At 69.6% G+C, this 14,527-nt stretch carries 16 protein-coding genes and 1 pseudogene; 2 read left to right on the forward strand and 15 right to left on the reverse strand.

The genetic code is table 11. The features are described from left to right. Positions 1 to 49 precede the first annotated feature (49 nt). Positions 50 to 502, forward strand: coding sequence for a membrane protein (locus tag BR39_RS0112300; protein ID WP_029911993.1), 453 nt, complete (start codon positions 50 to 52; stop codon positions 500 to 502). A gap of 10 nt (positions 503 to 512) precedes the next feature. Here BR39_RS0112300 and yihA read toward each other — a convergent pair whose 3' ends face one another. The 12 genes from yihA to BR39_RS0112360 all read right to left on the reverse strand — a co-directional run bounded on the left by yihA (position 513) and on the right by BR39_RS0112360 (position 10,558). After that, positions 513 to 1,154, reverse strand: a complete 642-nt coding sequence (gene yihA / locus BR39_RS0112305) for a ribosome biogenesis GTP-binding protein YihA/YsxC (RefSeq protein WP_029911996.1) — start codon at positions 1,152 to 1,154, stop codon at positions 513 to 515. Then, positions 1,154 to 3,040, reverse strand: coding sequence for a membrane protein insertase YidC (yidC, locus tag BR39_RS0112310; protein ID WP_029911998.1), 1,887 nt, complete (start codon positions 3,038 to 3,040; stop codon positions 1,154 to 1,156). Before yidC ends, yihA begins: the two co-directional genes overlap by 1 nt. 10 nt (positions 3,041 to 3,050) lie before the next feature. Beyond that, positions 3,051 to 3,485 carry a ribonuclease P protein component gene (gene rnpA / locus BR39_RS0112315; protein ID WP_029912001.1) on the reverse strand — a complete coding sequence of 145 codons (435 nt, stop codon included), beginning with the start codon at positions 3,483 to 3,485 and terminating at the stop codon, positions 3,051 to 3,053. Positions 3,486 to 3,588: 103 nt separating this feature from the next. Then, positions 3,589 to 3,723, reverse strand: coding sequence for a 50S ribosomal protein L34 (gene rpmH / locus BR39_RS0112320; RefSeq protein WP_012284717.1), 135 nt, complete (start codon positions 3,721 to 3,723; stop codon positions 3,589 to 3,591). A 120-nt stretch (positions 3,724 to 3,843) separates the two neighbouring features. Then, positions 3,844 to 4,230, reverse strand: coding sequence for a hypothetical protein (locus BR39_RS0112325; RefSeq protein WP_029912005.1), 387 nt, complete (start codon positions 4,228 to 4,230; stop codon positions 3,844 to 3,846). A 16-nt stretch (positions 4,231 to 4,246) separates the two neighbouring features. Continuing rightward, positions 4,247 to 5,230, reverse strand: coding sequence for an NADPH:quinone oxidoreductase family protein (locus BR39_RS0112330; protein WP_029912010.1), 984 nt, complete (start codon positions 5,228 to 5,230; stop codon positions 4,247 to 4,249). Positions 5,231 to 5,382: 152 nt separating this feature from the next. Beyond that, the gene (locus BR39_RS0112335; RefSeq protein ID WP_029912011.1) at positions 5,383 to 6,429 is read right to left on the reverse strand and encodes an alpha/beta hydrolase; all 1,047 of its coding nucleotides are present in this window, start codon (positions 6,427 to 6,429) and stop codon (positions 5,383 to 5,385) included. 60 nt (positions 6,430 to 6,489) lie between these two features. Beyond that, complete coding sequence (locus BR39_RS0112340) at positions 6,490 to 7,131, reverse strand: TetR/AcrR family transcriptional regulator (RefSeq protein ID WP_029912013.1); 642 nt, start codon at positions 7,129 to 7,131, stop codon at positions 6,490 to 6,492. Between the two features lie 51 nt (positions 7,132 to 7,182). After that, positions 7,183 to 8,580 carry an NAD(P)/FAD-dependent oxidoreductase gene (locus BR39_RS0112345; RefSeq protein WP_029912020.1) on the reverse strand — a complete coding sequence of 466 codons (1,398 nt, stop codon included), beginning with the start codon at positions 8,578 to 8,580 and terminating at the stop codon, positions 7,183 to 7,185. 105 nt (positions 8,581 to 8,685) lie between these two features. After that, the gene (locus BR39_RS0112350) at positions 8,686 to 9,003 is read right to left on the reverse strand and encodes a hypothetical protein (protein WP_029912021.1); all 318 of its coding nucleotides are present in this window, start codon (positions 9,001 to 9,003) and stop codon (positions 8,686 to 8,688) included. A 60-nt stretch (positions 9,004 to 9,063) separates the two neighbouring features. Then, entirely contained in the window at positions 9,064 to 9,591 is a 528-nt protein-coding gene (locus BR39_RS0112355; protein ID WP_029912023.1) for a hypothetical protein, read from the reverse strand. Positions 9,592 to 9,664: 73 nt separating this feature from the next. Further along, positions 9,665 to 10,558, reverse strand: coding sequence for a LysR family transcriptional regulator (locus BR39_RS0112360; protein ID WP_029912026.1), 894 nt, complete (start codon positions 10,556 to 10,558; stop codon positions 9,665 to 9,667). Between the two features lie 89 nt (positions 10,559 to 10,647). Here BR39_RS0112360 and BR39_RS0112365 point away from each other — a divergent pair, with 89 nt between their 5' ends. Continuing rightward, the gene (locus tag BR39_RS0112365; RefSeq protein ID WP_029912030.1) at positions 10,648 to 11,637 is read left to right on the forward strand and encodes an NAD-dependent epimerase/dehydratase family protein; all 990 of its coding nucleotides are present in this window, start codon (positions 10,648 to 10,650) and stop codon (positions 11,635 to 11,637) included. A 90-nt stretch (positions 11,638 to 11,727) separates the two neighbouring features. Here BR39_RS0112365 and BR39_RS0112370 read toward each other — a convergent pair. The 3 genes and pseudogenes from BR39_RS0112370 to BR39_RS0112380 all read right to left on the reverse strand — a co-directional run. Continuing rightward, positions 11,728 to 12,512, reverse strand: a pseudogene (locus BR39_RS0112370) (DUF72 domain-containing protein); the annotation flags it as partial. A 41-nt stretch (positions 12,513 to 12,553) separates the two neighbouring features. Continuing rightward, a complete protein-coding gene (locus tag BR39_RS0112375) occupies positions 12,554 to 12,856 on the reverse strand; it encodes a hypothetical protein (RefSeq protein WP_029912034.1) in 303 nt (100 codons plus the stop codon). A gap of 180 nt (positions 12,857 to 13,036) precedes the next feature. Then, positions 13,037 to 14,425 carry an L-serine ammonia-lyase gene (locus BR39_RS0112380; protein ID WP_029912035.1) on the reverse strand — a complete coding sequence of 463 codons (1,389 nt, stop codon included), beginning with the start codon at positions 14,423 to 14,425 and terminating at the stop codon, positions 13,037 to 13,039. Positions 14,426 to 14,527: the final 102 nt, after the last annotated feature.

Genomic DNA, 14,527 nt, shown 5'->3' on the forward strand with positions numbered 1-14,527 from the left:
GACGGCGCGCGCAGCGGGATCGAACCGGCGGCGGAGGGGTTGAGGAGACATGATCCACTCGTTCCTCATCGGACTGGTCGCCGGCGCGCGATCCATCACGCCCTTCGCCGCGGTCAGCGACGCGGCCCATCGTGGCGAGCTGCCGCGCGACAACGGCGCGCCGTCCTGGCTGGGCGACCCACTCGTCGCGGCCGGCTCCAAGCTCCTGGCGGGCGGCGAGCTCTGGGGCGACAAGCTGGCCTCGGCGCCGGACCGTATCGTGCCGGCGGGCCTCCTGGCGCGCCTAGTCACCGCCGGCCTGGCCGGCGCGGCGCTGGCGCCGCGCAAACAGGCCCTGGCGGGCGCGGCCCTGGGCGCGACGGCGGCCGTCGTGGCCGCCTTCGTCACCTTCGATCTGCGGATGCGGGCCATGCGCCGGTTCGGCCAGACGCCGACCGGCCTCGTCGAGGACGCGATCACGGTGGGCGCCGCGCGCTGGGTGGTGGCCTCGGCTCGCCGCTAGCCCGCCCGGGTCAGCTCAGGCAGGTGCGGGCGATCTCGGCGCGCAGCTCGGGCAGGCCGTAGCCCTTCTCCGACGAGGTGGCCATGACCTTGGGGAAGGCCGCCGGACGCTTGGCGATGGCCTTCAGGGTCTTCTCGACCGTCGCGTCCAGCTCGGCCTGCTTGATCTTGTCGGCCTTGGTCAGGACGATCTGGTAGGAGACCGCCGCGATGTCGAGCGCGTCCAGGGCCTCGGCGTCCACCGCCTTCAGCCCGTGACGGGCGTCGATCAGCAGGTAGACGCGCTTGAGGTTCACCCGGCCGCGCAGATAGGCGCGGCCCAGGTCCTGGAACTTGTCGGCGATGCTCTTGGACACCCGCGCGAAGCCGTAGCCCGGCAGGTCGACCAGGCGCAGCTTCTCGGCCAGCACGAAGAAGTTGACCTCCCGCGTGCGCCCCGGCGAGTTCGAGGCGCGCGCCAGGTGGTTCTGCCCGACCAGCCCGTTGATCAGGCTGGACTTGCCGACGTTGGAGCGGCCCGCGAAGGCCACTTCCGGCAGGCTGGGAGCCGGCATGCCGTCCATCTTGACCGCGCCCATCATGAAGGTCGCCGGTTGGGCGAACAGCACGCGGGCGGCCTCGATCTCCTCGTCGGTATAGGCCAGTTCGTCCATCAGGTGGCCTCGACGGTCTTGCCGCGCAGCCTGGCGATGAACTTGTCGATCGGGTTCTCGACCTTGTAGCGGTGCATGATGATGTACTGCTGGATGATCGTCAGCACGTTGCTCCAGCACCAGTAGATCACCAGGCCCACGGCGAAGCCCGACAGGGTGAAGGTGAAGATGATCGGGAAGAACTGGAAGATCTTCTGCTGGATCGGGTCGCCGGCCGGCGGGTTCATCGCCGTGGTCAGCCACATGGTGAAGCCGTACAGCAGCGGCCAGACGCCCAGGTGGGCGATCGAGGCGCCCAGCAGCGGCAGGGTGGCCGGATCCCAGTGGATCGCCCCGAACAGGTTGAACAGGGTGGTCGGTTCCGGCGCCGACAGGTCGACGATCCAGCCGAAGAACGGCGCGTGCCGCATCTCGATGGTCACCGTCAGCACCTTGTACAGCGAGTAGAAGATCGGGATCTGGACCAGCATGGGGATGCAGCCCATCATCGGGTTGATCTTCTCCTTGGCGTACAGCTGCATCATCTCCTGCTGCTGTTTCGCCGGATCGTCCTTGTGCTTGGCCTTCAGCTTCTCGACCTCGGGGGCGATCTTCTTCATCTTCGCCATCGACTCGTAGCTCTTGTCGGCCAGCGGGAAGAGGATCAGCTTCAGGGTCACGGTCAGCAGCATGATGGCCACGCCGAAGTTGCCCACCAGCTTGTAGAAGATCTCCAGGATGTTGAAGATCGGCCGGGTGATGACCGAGAACATCCCCCAGTCCACGGCCTTGTCGAAGCTGGGGATGACACTGGCCGGGCGGTTCCAGAACTGCCACCAGACCACCGGTTTGCCGCCGTATTCGTAGCGGGTCAGCAGCGGCACGGTCTTGGCGCCGGCGAACAGGCGGGTGGTGTTGGTCAGGGTCGCGCCGGCCGCAAGCGACTGGGGCGCGCCGGTGAAGGCCGACTCATAGATGTCCACGCCGCCGACCGGCTTGACGATGAAGCGGCCCTTGATGGTCTCGGACTGCTCGGGGACCAGGGCCGCCAGCCAGTACTTGTCGGTCATGCCGATCCAGCCGCCCTTGGATTCCAGGTTGTCCTGGACCGGCTTGTCCTTCTTCCACTTCGGGTACTTGGCCTGGTCCTGCAGCAGGTACTTGCCGTCCTTGACGCCGTCGATGCCGCCCAGGACGCCGATGCCGCCCTCGTAGACGATCTGGGTCTTGCCCAGGCCGTGCGGGCCCTCGGTCGGGATGCCCTGGCGCTGGACCGAGGCGTAGGGGGCCAAGGCCACGGCCGCGCCGCCCTGGTTGCGGACGCTGTCGGCCACGGTGAACATGGCGTCGGCGTCGACCGAGATGGTGCGGGTGAACACCAGGCCCTGGCCGTTGTCGTAGGTCAGGACGACCGGGGTGTCGGGGCGCAGCACCTGGCCGGGCGCGGCGGTCCACACCGTGCTGGGCGTGGGCAGGCCGGTCATGCCGGCCATGCCGGCCCAGCCGAAGTCGGCGAACCAGGCGTGCTCGGCGCCCTCGGGGCGGAACAGCTCGACCGGCGGCGAATTCTTGTCCGACGTCTGGGTGTAGCGCTTGAGCCAGAGGTCGTCGATGCGGGCGCCCTTCAGGGCGATCGAGCCCGAGAGGGCCGGGGTGTCGACATTGATGCGCGGGCTCTGGGCCTTGGCGGCGTCGCGCGACAGCTTCAGCGGCTGCGGCAGGCCGTCGGCGCCCAGGGTCATGCCGGGCTGCAGGGCGGCCTGGGCCTCGGCGGCCTTCTTGGCGCGGAGCTCGGCTTCCTGCTTCTTCTGCTGCGGGCCCAGGATGAAGAACTGGTAGCCGATCAGGATCGCGAACGCGCAGACGAGAAACAGCAGCGTGTTCTTGTTGTTGGTGTCGTTCTGCATGGGTTGGGACTTAACCAGAAACGGAGGAATCGGACGCGGCGGGGGCGTGCGGAGCAGGCGGCTGGCCCGGGCCCGCGCGATCGAGGTCGGCGGCGAGGCTTATCAGCGCGGTTTTAACGTCGTCAAGCAAACGCCCCCATGGCCGCTGGCCGGTTCCGCCGCGGGCGATGAACACATAGTCGCAAGACGGGCGGCCATGAAGGGGGAGAAGCAGTCGGGCGGCCTCTCGGAGGCGTCTTTTTGCGCGATTCCGTTCGACCGAGCCGCCGATCTTCTTGGTGGCGGTGAAGCCGGCCCGGATCAGCGGGTCGTCGTCGTGGCGAGGACGCATCTGCAGGAACACCGCGCCGCGAGCCAGGTTGGGGGCCTTGGCGGCCTTCAGGAAGTCCGGGCGCTTCTTCAGGCGCTCGATCTTCGGAGACCGCGGAAGCTGGGCTTCGGTCATGAAAAAAGCCGCCCTTTCCGGCGCAGGCCTAGAGCCTGGTTCGAGGAAAGGGCGGCTTCCATCATGGTCTAGTTTCCCGCCGAAGAGAGACGGGAGAAGGCTGTTAGGCCGTCAGGCGCTTACGGCCCTTGGCGCGGCGACGCGCGACGATCTTCTGGCCGTTCTTGGTGGCCATACGCGCGCGGTAGCCGTGACGGCGGGCTCGCACGAGCTTCGACGGCTGGAATGTCCGCTTCACGAGGTGGCTCCGAATACAATAGTGGGACGCGATAGCCGCGAGGCCGCCGCGAGTGAGGGGCGGTGGATAAGGGAACGGGCGGGCGCTGTCAACATGAGTCCGACACGAAGACGAGTCGGATCAGGGGCTTGGCGGGGTGGGTGGATCGGACGCCGTAGCGCACGCGAAGCTGTCCATCACCAGCCAGTCGGCGTCCGTGGTCTCTTGTGGACGGGATAGAAGGCCCTCTCGCCCCAGGTGATAGCGAATGTCGCAGCGCTGGCCCGGGCTTGGCAGGCGATCGACGCCGAAGCTGACCGAGAACAACTCCCTCGACGATCCGCTACGGGTTTCGACCGCGACCCTGTCCCAAAAGACCAGATAGCCTGACCCGATCTTTGTATCGTCCACTGATGTGATGAGAACATCCCGCAAGGTCGTGGGCGGCCCGTCCGCTCGGGCGGGCGCGGCGACCGAGATCGCGGCCAAGGCGCCGATCAGACTCGTTCTGGCAAGATGCTGGATCACAAGATTGGTCAGGGCTCTAAGCTTCGGGGAGGATCACCGCCTTGCCGACGACCTGCCGGTTCGCCAGCAGGTCGAAGGCTTCGCGCCAGTGATCAAGGCCAAGCTCCGCATGCACATGGGGCCGAATTACGCCCTCGTCAGCCATCCGCCACACCGCCCGCGCGTTCTCGCGGCCCTTCTCGGGAAACTGGCGGCCGTACTCGCCGGCCCGTACGCCCATCACCGAGAAACCCTTGATCAGCGGCATGTTGACCGAGACCGTCGGGATGCGGCCCGAGGTGAAGCCGATCACCAGCAGCCGGCCGTCGAAGGCGATGCAGCGGACGCTCTCGTCGAAGACGTCGCCGCCCACCGGGTCGTAGATCACGTCGGCGCCGCGGCCGCCGGTGATCGCCTTCACCTTGTCCTTGAAGCCGCCGGTCACGTTGACCACGGCGTCGGGGGCGTAGAGGCGCTGGACCTGCGCCAGCTTGTCGTCCGAGGCCGAGGCGGCGATCACCCGCGCGCCCAGGGCCTTGGCCAGGTCCACCGCCGCCAGGCCCACCCCGCCTGCCGCGCCGTGCACCAGCACCCACTCGCCCGGCTCCAGCCGCGCCCGGCGGACCAGGGCGACATAGGCGGTCAGATAGGCCGCGCCGTAGGCGGCGGCCTGGGCGAACGACAGGCGGGCCGGCTTGGGCTTCAGCGCGCTCGCCGACAGCACGGCGTATTCCGCGAACCCACCCAGCCGCGCCCCGCCGACCACGGCGTCGCCGATCTTCCAGTCGGTGACGCCTTCTCCAAGCGCCGCGACCTCGCCGGCCAGGTCCAGGCCGGGGGTGAAGGGCAGGGGCGGTTTGAACTGGTATTCGCCCCGGGTCATCAGCAGGTCGGGGAAGTTGACGCTGGCGGCGCGCACGCGGACCAGCACCTCGCCCGGACCAGGCGTCGGCGTGGTGACCTCCCGGACCGCGCAGCCGGCGAAGTTTTCGCTCAGGTTTTCAACGACAAGGGCGCGCATCGTCTTGAGCTCCAAAATCTCTGCTCATCCCGGCGAAAGCCGGGACCCAAGCCGAGCTTCAGGATGGGCCGTGATCGATCGAGCCGCCATGCGCCTTCCCGCCAATTCAGCTTGGGTCCCGGCTTTTGCCGGGATGAGCGGAGTGTGGGGAATCAGGCCTTGGCCGCGTCGAACGCCGCCCGCACCAGCCGCGCGATCTCCCGGCACGCCGCATCGGCCGCCGGGACCGCACCCGTGAACGCGGTGAAGCCGTGGGCCAGGCTGTCGTAGCAGCGGTAGGTGACCGGCACGCCGGCCGCGACCAGGCGCTTGGCGTAGGCCTCGCCCTGGTCGACCAGGGGATCGAAGCCGGCGGTGATCACCACGGCCGGGGCCAGGCCCGACAGGTCGGCGGTCTTGTCCGGCGACAGGCGCGGATCGGCCGGGTCGGCGTCGGGGCCCATATAGTGGCCCATGAACCAGTCCATGATCGGCCGGCTCAGCGGATAGGCGTCGCCGTAGGTGGTCATGGACGGCGTCTCGCTGGCCACGTCGACGGCGGGATAGATCAGCAGCTGCAGGGCAGGCTGGGCCTCGCCCAGGCGCTTCATCTCCTGGGCGACGATGGCCGAGAAGTTGCCGCCCATCGAGTCGCCGCCGATCGCCGCGGCGCCCGGCAGGGCCCCGAACCGCGCCGCGTTGTCGCGACCCCAGCGGAAGGCGGCCAGCACGTCGTCCAGTCCGGTCGGAAAGCGGTGGTCGGGCGCCAGGCGATAGTCGACCGACAGCACCGCCGTGCGCGCCGTCCGCGCCAGGATCCCGCAGAAGGCGTGGCAGGTCTCCAGGTCGCCGATCACCCCGCCGCCGAAGTGGGCGAAGATGATCAGCGGGGCGCTGCTGTCCTGGTCGGCCGGACGATAGGCGCGCAGTCTGACGGGTCCGTTCGGCCCGTCGATGGACAGGCTCTCGTTGCGCACGCCCGGCTCGGGCGGACCGCTCATGGCGGCCAGGCCCCGGGCGCTGGCGGCGCGGGCCTCGTCCGGCGATAGCGTCGTCATGGAGGGAAGCTTGGCGGCGGCCGCGGCCAGGAACTGGAAGCGCGGGTCCAGCGTGCGTCCGCCGCGGTAGACCGTTCCGCCGCCCGACATCGCCCGCAGGATCGGGCTGGGCAGCGACATCATCGCTTTCAGGATGAACTTCTGGACGGCGGGGTCGGCCATTCGGGCTCTTTCTTATGTCTTGTTCTTATGTTTGGGCGGGTGTTTCGAGGGGCGGGGCCTCTAGGGTCGAGGCAGGGCGGGCAGGCCGCCCAGGATCATCCGGACGGCGAAGTCGGTGGCCCCGTCGACGTCGATGGGCCGGCGCTCCAACATCTTGTCGCCGACCTCGCGGGCGATGGCGATGCAGGCGGCGGCGAAGTAGTCCAGGTCGACGGCCGGGGCGTGGTCGTGCTCCAGCACCTTGGCCAGGGCCACGTGGACCTCGTCGAACACCGCCTGGACCTCGGGCGTGGCGCGGGCGTGGGGGAAGATCTCGCCGGCCGGCCGGTTGACCCGCCAGCTCTCGTGCTCGCCTTCCAGGAAGTCGAAATAGGCCCGGATCGCGCCGCGCAGGAAACTTTCGAAGTCGGCCGCCTTGTCGGACTCGGCCCGCAGGATCGGCCGGAAGCGCCGCGCGCCGTCGTCGGCCAGGGCGTCGAACACCTCTTCCTTGGACTTGTAGTAGTTGTAGAAGGTGCCCGAGGCCAAGCCCGTGCGGCGGATGATGTCGCGCACCGTGGCGGCCTCGTAGCCCAGCTCGCCGAACACCGCCCGCGCCGCGTCGAGGATCGACTGGCGGTTGGCGACCTTGGTGCGTTCGCGCTTGCCGGGGCGGTTGTCCTCGGCGGGCGGACGGGCGGGGAAGTAGGCGATGTTCGACATCGGACGCGACTCGTGGCGAGGCCCAGATGACGCCCCGTCATGATCTCAGCCTCATTCCGCCGCCAGTGGCAAGGATTCCGACGCGCGCGCCGGGACCGGCAGGGTGCCGCCGGCCGCCCGGGCCCGTTTCTCGCCGGCCGCGATCTCCTTCTTGAGGTCGGCGCAGTAGACCCCGAAGTCGACCTGGATCGTGTGGCGGGCCGAGGCGTAGTACTGGCCGGTGTGGCGCTCCTCGTCCTTGGCGGTGATGCGCTCCATCTCGGCCTTCGGCGGCGGGGCGTAGCGGCCGGTCAGGTACTCGGCCACCAGCTTGGACTGCTGCTCGGCGAAATTGACCAGGGTCGGCAGGGCCTGGGCCAGGCCCATGTAGAAGAGGTCGGGCACGCCCGGCTTCATCATCCGCTTGAACAGCGGCAGCCTGTGGTCGGCGTCGGGGACCAGGGCCGGGTCGGCCAGGAACGGGAAGCTGATCTTGTAGCCGGTGGCGAACAGGATCACGTCCACGGGCTCGACGCTGTCGTCGGCGAAGCGGACGTTGCGGCCCTCCAGCGCCTTGATCGCCGGCTTGAAGGTGATGTCGCCGCAGCCGGCCCGGGTCAGGAACTCTCCGCTGACCGAGGGGTGGGCCTCCAGCGGTTCGTGATCGGGCTTGGGCAGGCCGTAGTCCTCCATCCGGCCCACGTGTTTGCGGATCAGCGAGCGGACGATCTTCAGGCCCAGCTTGCGCGGCATCCACGGCGGCATGGCCGATTTATCGGACGGCTTGCCGTTCAGGTATTTCGGGAACACCCACACCCCGCGCCGGGCCGAGACGATCAGCTTGCCGGCGATCGGGCGCTGGGCCAGCTCGCTGGCGATATCCATGGCCGAATTGCCCATGCCCACCACCACGACGGTCTTGCCGCGCATGTCGACCGGGTCGAACGGGTCGCTGTAGGCGTGGGCGTGGAAGGCGGGGCCGTCGAAGCTGCCCGGATACTCCGGGACGCGCGGGTCCCAGTGGTGGCCGTTGGCGACGATCAGCACGTCGTAGAGGCGGGTCTCGCCGGTCGACAGGGCCACCGACCACAGGCCGGCCTGGGTGCGTTCGGCGCGCAGCACCTTGGTGTTGAAGGTGATCGTCTCGCGCAGGCCGAAATGGGCCACGTAGTCCTTGAAGTACTGGAAGACCTGGCTGTGGTGGGGGAAGTCGGGCCAGTCGGCCGGGACCGGGAAGTCCTCGAAGGCCAGCCGCCATTTGCTGGTGTCGATGTGCAGGCTCTCGTAGCAGGCCGACAGACCGTTGGGGTTCTTATAGTACCAGTTGCCGCCGATGTCGTCGGAGGCCTCGAAGCAGTCGTAGGGGACGCCGGCGTCCTTCAGCCGCTTGGCGGTGGTGAAGCCGCTGCAGCCCGCGCCGATGATGCAGACCTTCGGAAGCCGCCCCGGGGTCGCTCTTTGGCCGCCCATGGCGGGCCTCCCTGACTTATCGTTGTTCAGGTGAGCGTATCAGCGTTATGCGAGGCGTCAAACTGCCTCTAGGTCAGCGAGCGGGTTTGGCTCAGCCCCAAGACGCTAGTTGGCGGCGCGCGGCGAGTAGGTGGCCGTGCAGCGCGACTTGCACTGCATCCACTGGGTGGGACAGCCGTCGTCGTCGCTATTGGCGCGGCAGAAGAAGTAGGTGCGGCTACAGGCCGACCGGCACTGATCCGGATCGCGGCCCTGGGACGCGCCGGTCAGCGGGATCAGCGGCGGCGGCAGGGCCGGGCTGTCGCCCTGGGCCGGAGCGGCCTCCGAGGTCTGGGCGACCACGCGCGTCGGCCTGGCGGTCTGGGCCGTGGCCGACCCGGTCAGGGCGGCGGCGATCAGCAGGAGGGCGAGGACGCGGCGCATGCCGCCGGTTCTAGCGCGCCGGTGTTGAGGTTCGGTTAACCATGTTTTCCATCGACGTCCTTAAGGGGCCGGGCACGCCGCGCGCGTCGCCTGGTAGCTGGCGAAGGCCTGGGTCTTGTCGCCCTCGCGGGCGGTGATCGTCCATGCCAGCTTGTCGCCCGTCAGGGTCCAGCGGTTCAGGAAGCTGGAGGGCGGATAGCTGTAGGAGAGCTCGAAGCCGTCCTCGCGGACCGCGCCGGCGCCGGTGGCCGTGTAGTCGCCGCCGAAGCTGTCGGCCCAGTAGCCGGTCAGCATCGCGGGGAACGCGCCCTTGGGCGCCTTGGCGCCGATCACCAGGTGGGCGGCGTAGCGGTCGGCGGGGTCGGCCTTGGCCTGGCTGCGGGTCTCGATCACGAACAGCGCGCCCAGGGCGGCCGGCCTGGCCGTCAGCTCCAGCGTCACCGGCTTGCCCATCACCTCGCCCGTTCCGCGCCAGCAGCCCTCCAGCGCCTTGACCTGGGCGGGCAGGGGCGCCGACGGCGCGTCCTGGGCCGCGGCCGTTCCGGCCGCCAAGACGGCCGACACGGCCAGAGCACTCGCAATCCTCATCCTCATCCCCCGACGTCGAAGCTTCGGCTTAGTGGCCCGACTCGGTGGTCGGCTTCCAGTCCGTGATCCACGCTCACGGCTGCGACGTCGCCAGGAAGGCGGCCAGGCCCTCGGCCAGGTGGTCGAACAGGGCGCGCATGCGTGGGGTGGCGCGCAGGTCCTCGTGCATGACCAGCCAGACCTCCAGGCGGAAGCCGATCTGGCCGGGGCACACGGGGACCAGGGCCGGATCGCGGCGGGCGATGCCGTGCTGGATGAAGCCCACCCCGCAGCCGGCGCGGATGGCGGCCAGCTGGGCCAGGTCGTTGTCGGCCCGCAGGGTGAAGTCGTCGCGGCTGATGGGCAGGCGCTGCATCAGGCCGCGCAGGAACGGCGTTTCGCGGTCGAAGCCGACCAGGGCGTGGCCCTTCAGGTCGTGGACGGTGGCGGGGACGCCCTCGGCCTCGAGATAGCGGCGGTGGGCGTAGAGGCCCAGATGGGTGTCGGCCAGCCGGCGGGCGACCAGGGCGTCCTGGGTGGGGCGGACCATGCGCACGGCGATGTCGGCCGCGCCGCGCAGCAGGTCCTGCTGCTGGTTGTCCAGCGACAGCTCGACGGCGACGCCCGGATGCCTGGGCCGGAAGTCGGCCAGGATCGGCGGCAGGGCCTCGGCGCCGATGATCTCGCTGGCGGTGACGCGGACCACGCCGCGCCCCGTGTCGCCGGCCCCCGACGCCGCGCGCACCAGGGCGCCGGCCGCCGTGGCCATGGCCTGGGCGTGGGGCTGGAGGTCCAGCGCCGCGTCGGTGGGCTTCAGGCCCTGGGGCGAGCGGGTGAACAGGGCCACGCCCAAGCCGCGCTCCAGCTCGGCGACCTGGCGGCCCAGGGTCGGCTGGGTCAGGCCCAGGGCCCGGGCGGCGGCCGACAGGCTGCCCTCGGTCATCACCGCCAGGAAGGCGCGGTATAGGCTCCAGTCGGGGTCGCTCATGCATTTATGCATGGCAGATCAAGAGTGTTCGTCAATTCTCGTTTGGGGCGCCGCGAGCGATCTTTCGGTCACCAGAACGGGAGACGGACATGAATTCCAACAAGCACTGCATCGCCCTGGTGGTCGGCGCGGCCGGCGGCATCGGGGGCGAGGTCGCCGCCGCCCTGGCCCGTCACGGCTGGACCGTGCGCGGTCTGACCCGCCGTCCCATGCCCGCCCGGCCGGGGCTGGAGTGGGCAGCCGGCGACGCCATGGTCGCCGCCGACGTGGCCCGCGCCGCCCGGGGCGCCCGGCTGATCGTCCACGCCGCCAACCCGCCCGGCTATCGCAACTGGGGCAAGCTGGTGCTGCCGATGCTGGACAACACGATCGCCGCGGCCAAGGCCGAGGGGGCGCGTATCCTGCTGCCGGGCACGGTCTACAATTTCGGCCTGGAGACCTTCCCCCTGGTCGACGAGACCGCGCCCCAGGCCCCGACCACCCGCAAGGGCAGGATCCGGGTCGAGATGGAGCGGCGGCTGAAGGCGGCGTCGGCCGACGGGACGCCGGTGCTGATCGTCCGGGCCGGCGACTTCTTCGGACCCCACGCCGGCAACAACTGGTTCGGGCAGATGGTGATCAAGCCGGGCGCGCCGGTGAAATCGGTGACTGAGCCGGCGACCCGGGGCGTGGCCCACGCCTGGGCCTATCTGCCGGACCTGGCCGAGACCATGGCCCGCATCCTGGACCGCTCCGAGCGCCTGGGGGCGTTCGAGATGTTCCACTTCGGCGGCCACCTGCTGGGCTGGGGCGAGATGGCGGAGTCGGTGCGGCGGGTGACCGGCCGGCCGAGGCTGCCGGTGATGGGCTTCCCCTGGTGGCTGGTCGCGGCCCTGTCGCCGGTCGTGCCGCTGTTCCGCGAGATGGCCGAGATGCGTTACCTGTGGCGCGAGCCGCTGGTGCTGGACGACCGCAAGCTCCGCGCGTTCCTGGGCGAGGTCCCGCACACGCCGCTGGACGCGGCGGTCGGGGCCAGCCTGCGGGCGCTGGGTTGCCTGGAAGGTCCAGCGGAGATCGTGGGCGAGCCGGTGAGAGCGTAGCGCGAAGGTGGGGACACACACTCACGGTGAAGCCTTGCCAGGTTGGCCGAGGCCGTTGGGTGAGTGTGTGTCCCCCGTTCCGGGCTCGGCCTATTTCAGCTTCTCGATCAGCGCCATGGCCGCGGACGGGTTGCGCACCTTCGCCCCGGCGATGAAGTAGGCGAAGACGTCGCCGCGCTGGGCCCAGCCCTGGGTCTGCTTGGCGATGGCGCCCAGCTCGTCCGAGCTCATGCCCGTCGGCTCGTCGGCCTTGCTGGACATCAGCCGGGCGTAGGTGAAGTCGGCGGTCGGCTCGTCGATGCAGGGCCAGGTCGGCTCCTCGTCGTCGACGGCGTAGACGATGGCCGCGCCGTACTTGGCGGCCAGGTCGTAGAATTCCTGGCAGGCGAAGGTCGGGCTGCGGACCTCCAGGGCGTGGCGCGCCGGCCGGCCGCCGATCTCCTTGGGCAGCAGCTTCAGGAAGCCCTCGAAGTCGACCGGATCGAACTTCTTGGTGGCCATGAACTGCCAGTTGATGGGGCCGAGCTTGGGGCCCAACTCCTCCAGCCCCTGGGACAGGAACTTCGTCATGGAGTCGTTGTTCTCGGACAGCACCCGGCGGTTGGTGCAGAACCGGCTGGCCTTGACCGAGAACACGAAGTCGTCCGGCGTCTCGTCGCGCCACTTCTGCCAGCTGTTGGGCTTGAAGGTGGAATAGTAGGTGCCGTTGATCTCGATGCTGGTCAGCTTGGACGAGGCGTATTTCAGCTCGTCCTTCTGCTTGAGATCGTCGGGATAGAAGGTCCCCCGCCAGGGCTCGAACGTCCAGCCGCCGATGCCGGTGCGAATGATGCCGGACATGAGTGTTCCCTTCCTGTTCTCGCGGCGCACCCTAGGCGAGGCGGGCGAGAACAGGCAAGCGGGAAAACGCGGGTCGCTAGCGGCGGACCTGCAGTTCCTGCACCTCGGCGCGGCCGCTGCGCTTGTCGAACACGCAGGTGGCTTTGCCGCGCGCGCCCTTCATGTGCTTGGGCCTGTAGACGCCTTCTAGGCTGGAGACGGTCACCGACTGGAAGGTGTCGCCATAGGCGGTGATGCGGACGTTGCGCAGCTCCTGGGCGGCGGCGATGCAGGCCTTGTCGGAGCGGACGCGCAGGTCGTTCCACGAGCCGGGCGTCGAGGCCTGGGCGGCGGAGGCGGCGAGGGTGATCAGGGCGGCGGTGGTCAGGGCGAGGCGCATGAGGAGCTCCGACGGTGGGAATGGTGAGGCTTAACGGTCGGATGTGACGTGCGGTTGCCGACTTGCCCCCACCTGGCGGCTTCGCCGCCTGTCCGCCCCCATAGGGGGCGGAGCCTTCGCGCTTAGGCTCTTCCCCTCTGGGGGAAGACGATCGCGAAGCGATCCGTAGGTGGCAAGTGGTCAACACTCCACCCGGTTGACCGACAGCCCCACCGCCAGCCCGCCCAGCGAGGTCTCCTTGTAGATCTCGTTCATGTCCTCGCCGGTGCGCTTCATCGTGGCGATCACCTTGTCGAGCGACACCGAGTGCTGGCCGTCGCCCAGCAGCGCCAGCCTCGCCGCGTCGATGGCCTTGATGGCGCCCATGGCGTTGCGCTCGATGCAGGGGATCTGGACCAGGCCGCCGATCGGGTCGCAGGTCAGGCCGAGGTTGTGCTCCATGCCGATCTCGGCGGCGTTCTCGATCTGGTCGTTGGAGGCACCCAGCGCCGCAGCCAGGCCGGCCGCCGCCATCGAACAGGCCACGCCCACCTCGCCCTGGCAGCCGACCTCGGCGCCGCTGATCGAGGCGTTGCGCTTGTAGAGCGCGCCGATGGCCGCCGCCGTCAGCAGGAACACCCGCACCCCCTGCGGCGTGCCGTTGTGGAAGCGGTGGTAGAAGCGCAGCACCGCCGGGATCAGGCCGGCCGCGCCGTTGGTCGGGGCGGTGACCACCCGGCCGCCGGCGGCGTTCTCCTCGTTGACCGCCATGGCCCACAGGTTGACGAAGTCCATGGCCGCCAGCGGGTCGCTGATCTGGCGCTCCAGGCGGCCCTGGATGGTCTGGTGGATCTGGCGGGCCCGGCGCTTGACCGTCAGGCCGCCCGGCAGGGTCCCGGTCTCGCGCATGCCGCGCTCGATGCAAGCCTCCATGGCCTGGAAGATGCGGTCCAGGCCCGCGTCCAGCTGGTCCTGGTCCATCCGCGCCAATTCGTTGGCGCCCATGACCCCGGCGATCGACAGGCCCGCGTCGGCGGCCCGCTGCAGCAGGTCGGCGCCGCTCTCGAACGGGTGCGGGATTTCGGGACCCGGCTCGGGCGGGGTGTTGCGGCCCATCTCGCTCTCGTCGCGCACGAAGCCGCCGCCGATCGAGAAATAGGTCCGCTCGGCCAGCACGACGCCAGCGGCGTCGAAAGCCGTAAAGGTGAGCCCGTTCGGATGCTGGGGCAGGCGCTCGTGGCCCGCCCAGACGATGTCGCGGGCCTCGTCAAAGACGATCGGATGGTCGCCGCCCAGCTTCAGGGACTGGCTGGCCCTGGCCTCCAGCAGCGCGGCCTCGCCCGCGTCGGGATCGAGCTCGGCCGGCACGAAGCCCATCAGGCCCAGGATCACCGCCCGATCGGTGGCGTGGCCCCGCCCGGTCAGGGCCAGGGAGGCGTAGAGCCGCGTCTCGACCCGGGCGACGGACGCCAGCGTGCCGGCGTCGCGCAGCCGCCCGACGAACAGGCCGGCGGCCGTCATCGGCCCCATGGTGTGGCTGCTCGACGGGCCGACGCCCAGCTTGAACAGGTCGAAGACGGAGGCTGTCATTTGGATACCTCGCCCGTCACGGAGGGCGGCGGGCGCTCTTGGATACGCTCGAAAACGGTTGTCATCCCGGAAGCCCCGCAGGGGCTGTCCGGGACCCAGGGG

Origin of the sequence: Caulobacter sp. UNC358MFTsu5.1 (genome assembly GCF_000712075.1) — a bacterium.
Lineage (GTDB): Bacteria > Pseudomonadota > Alphaproteobacteria > Caulobacterales > Caulobacteraceae > Caulobacter.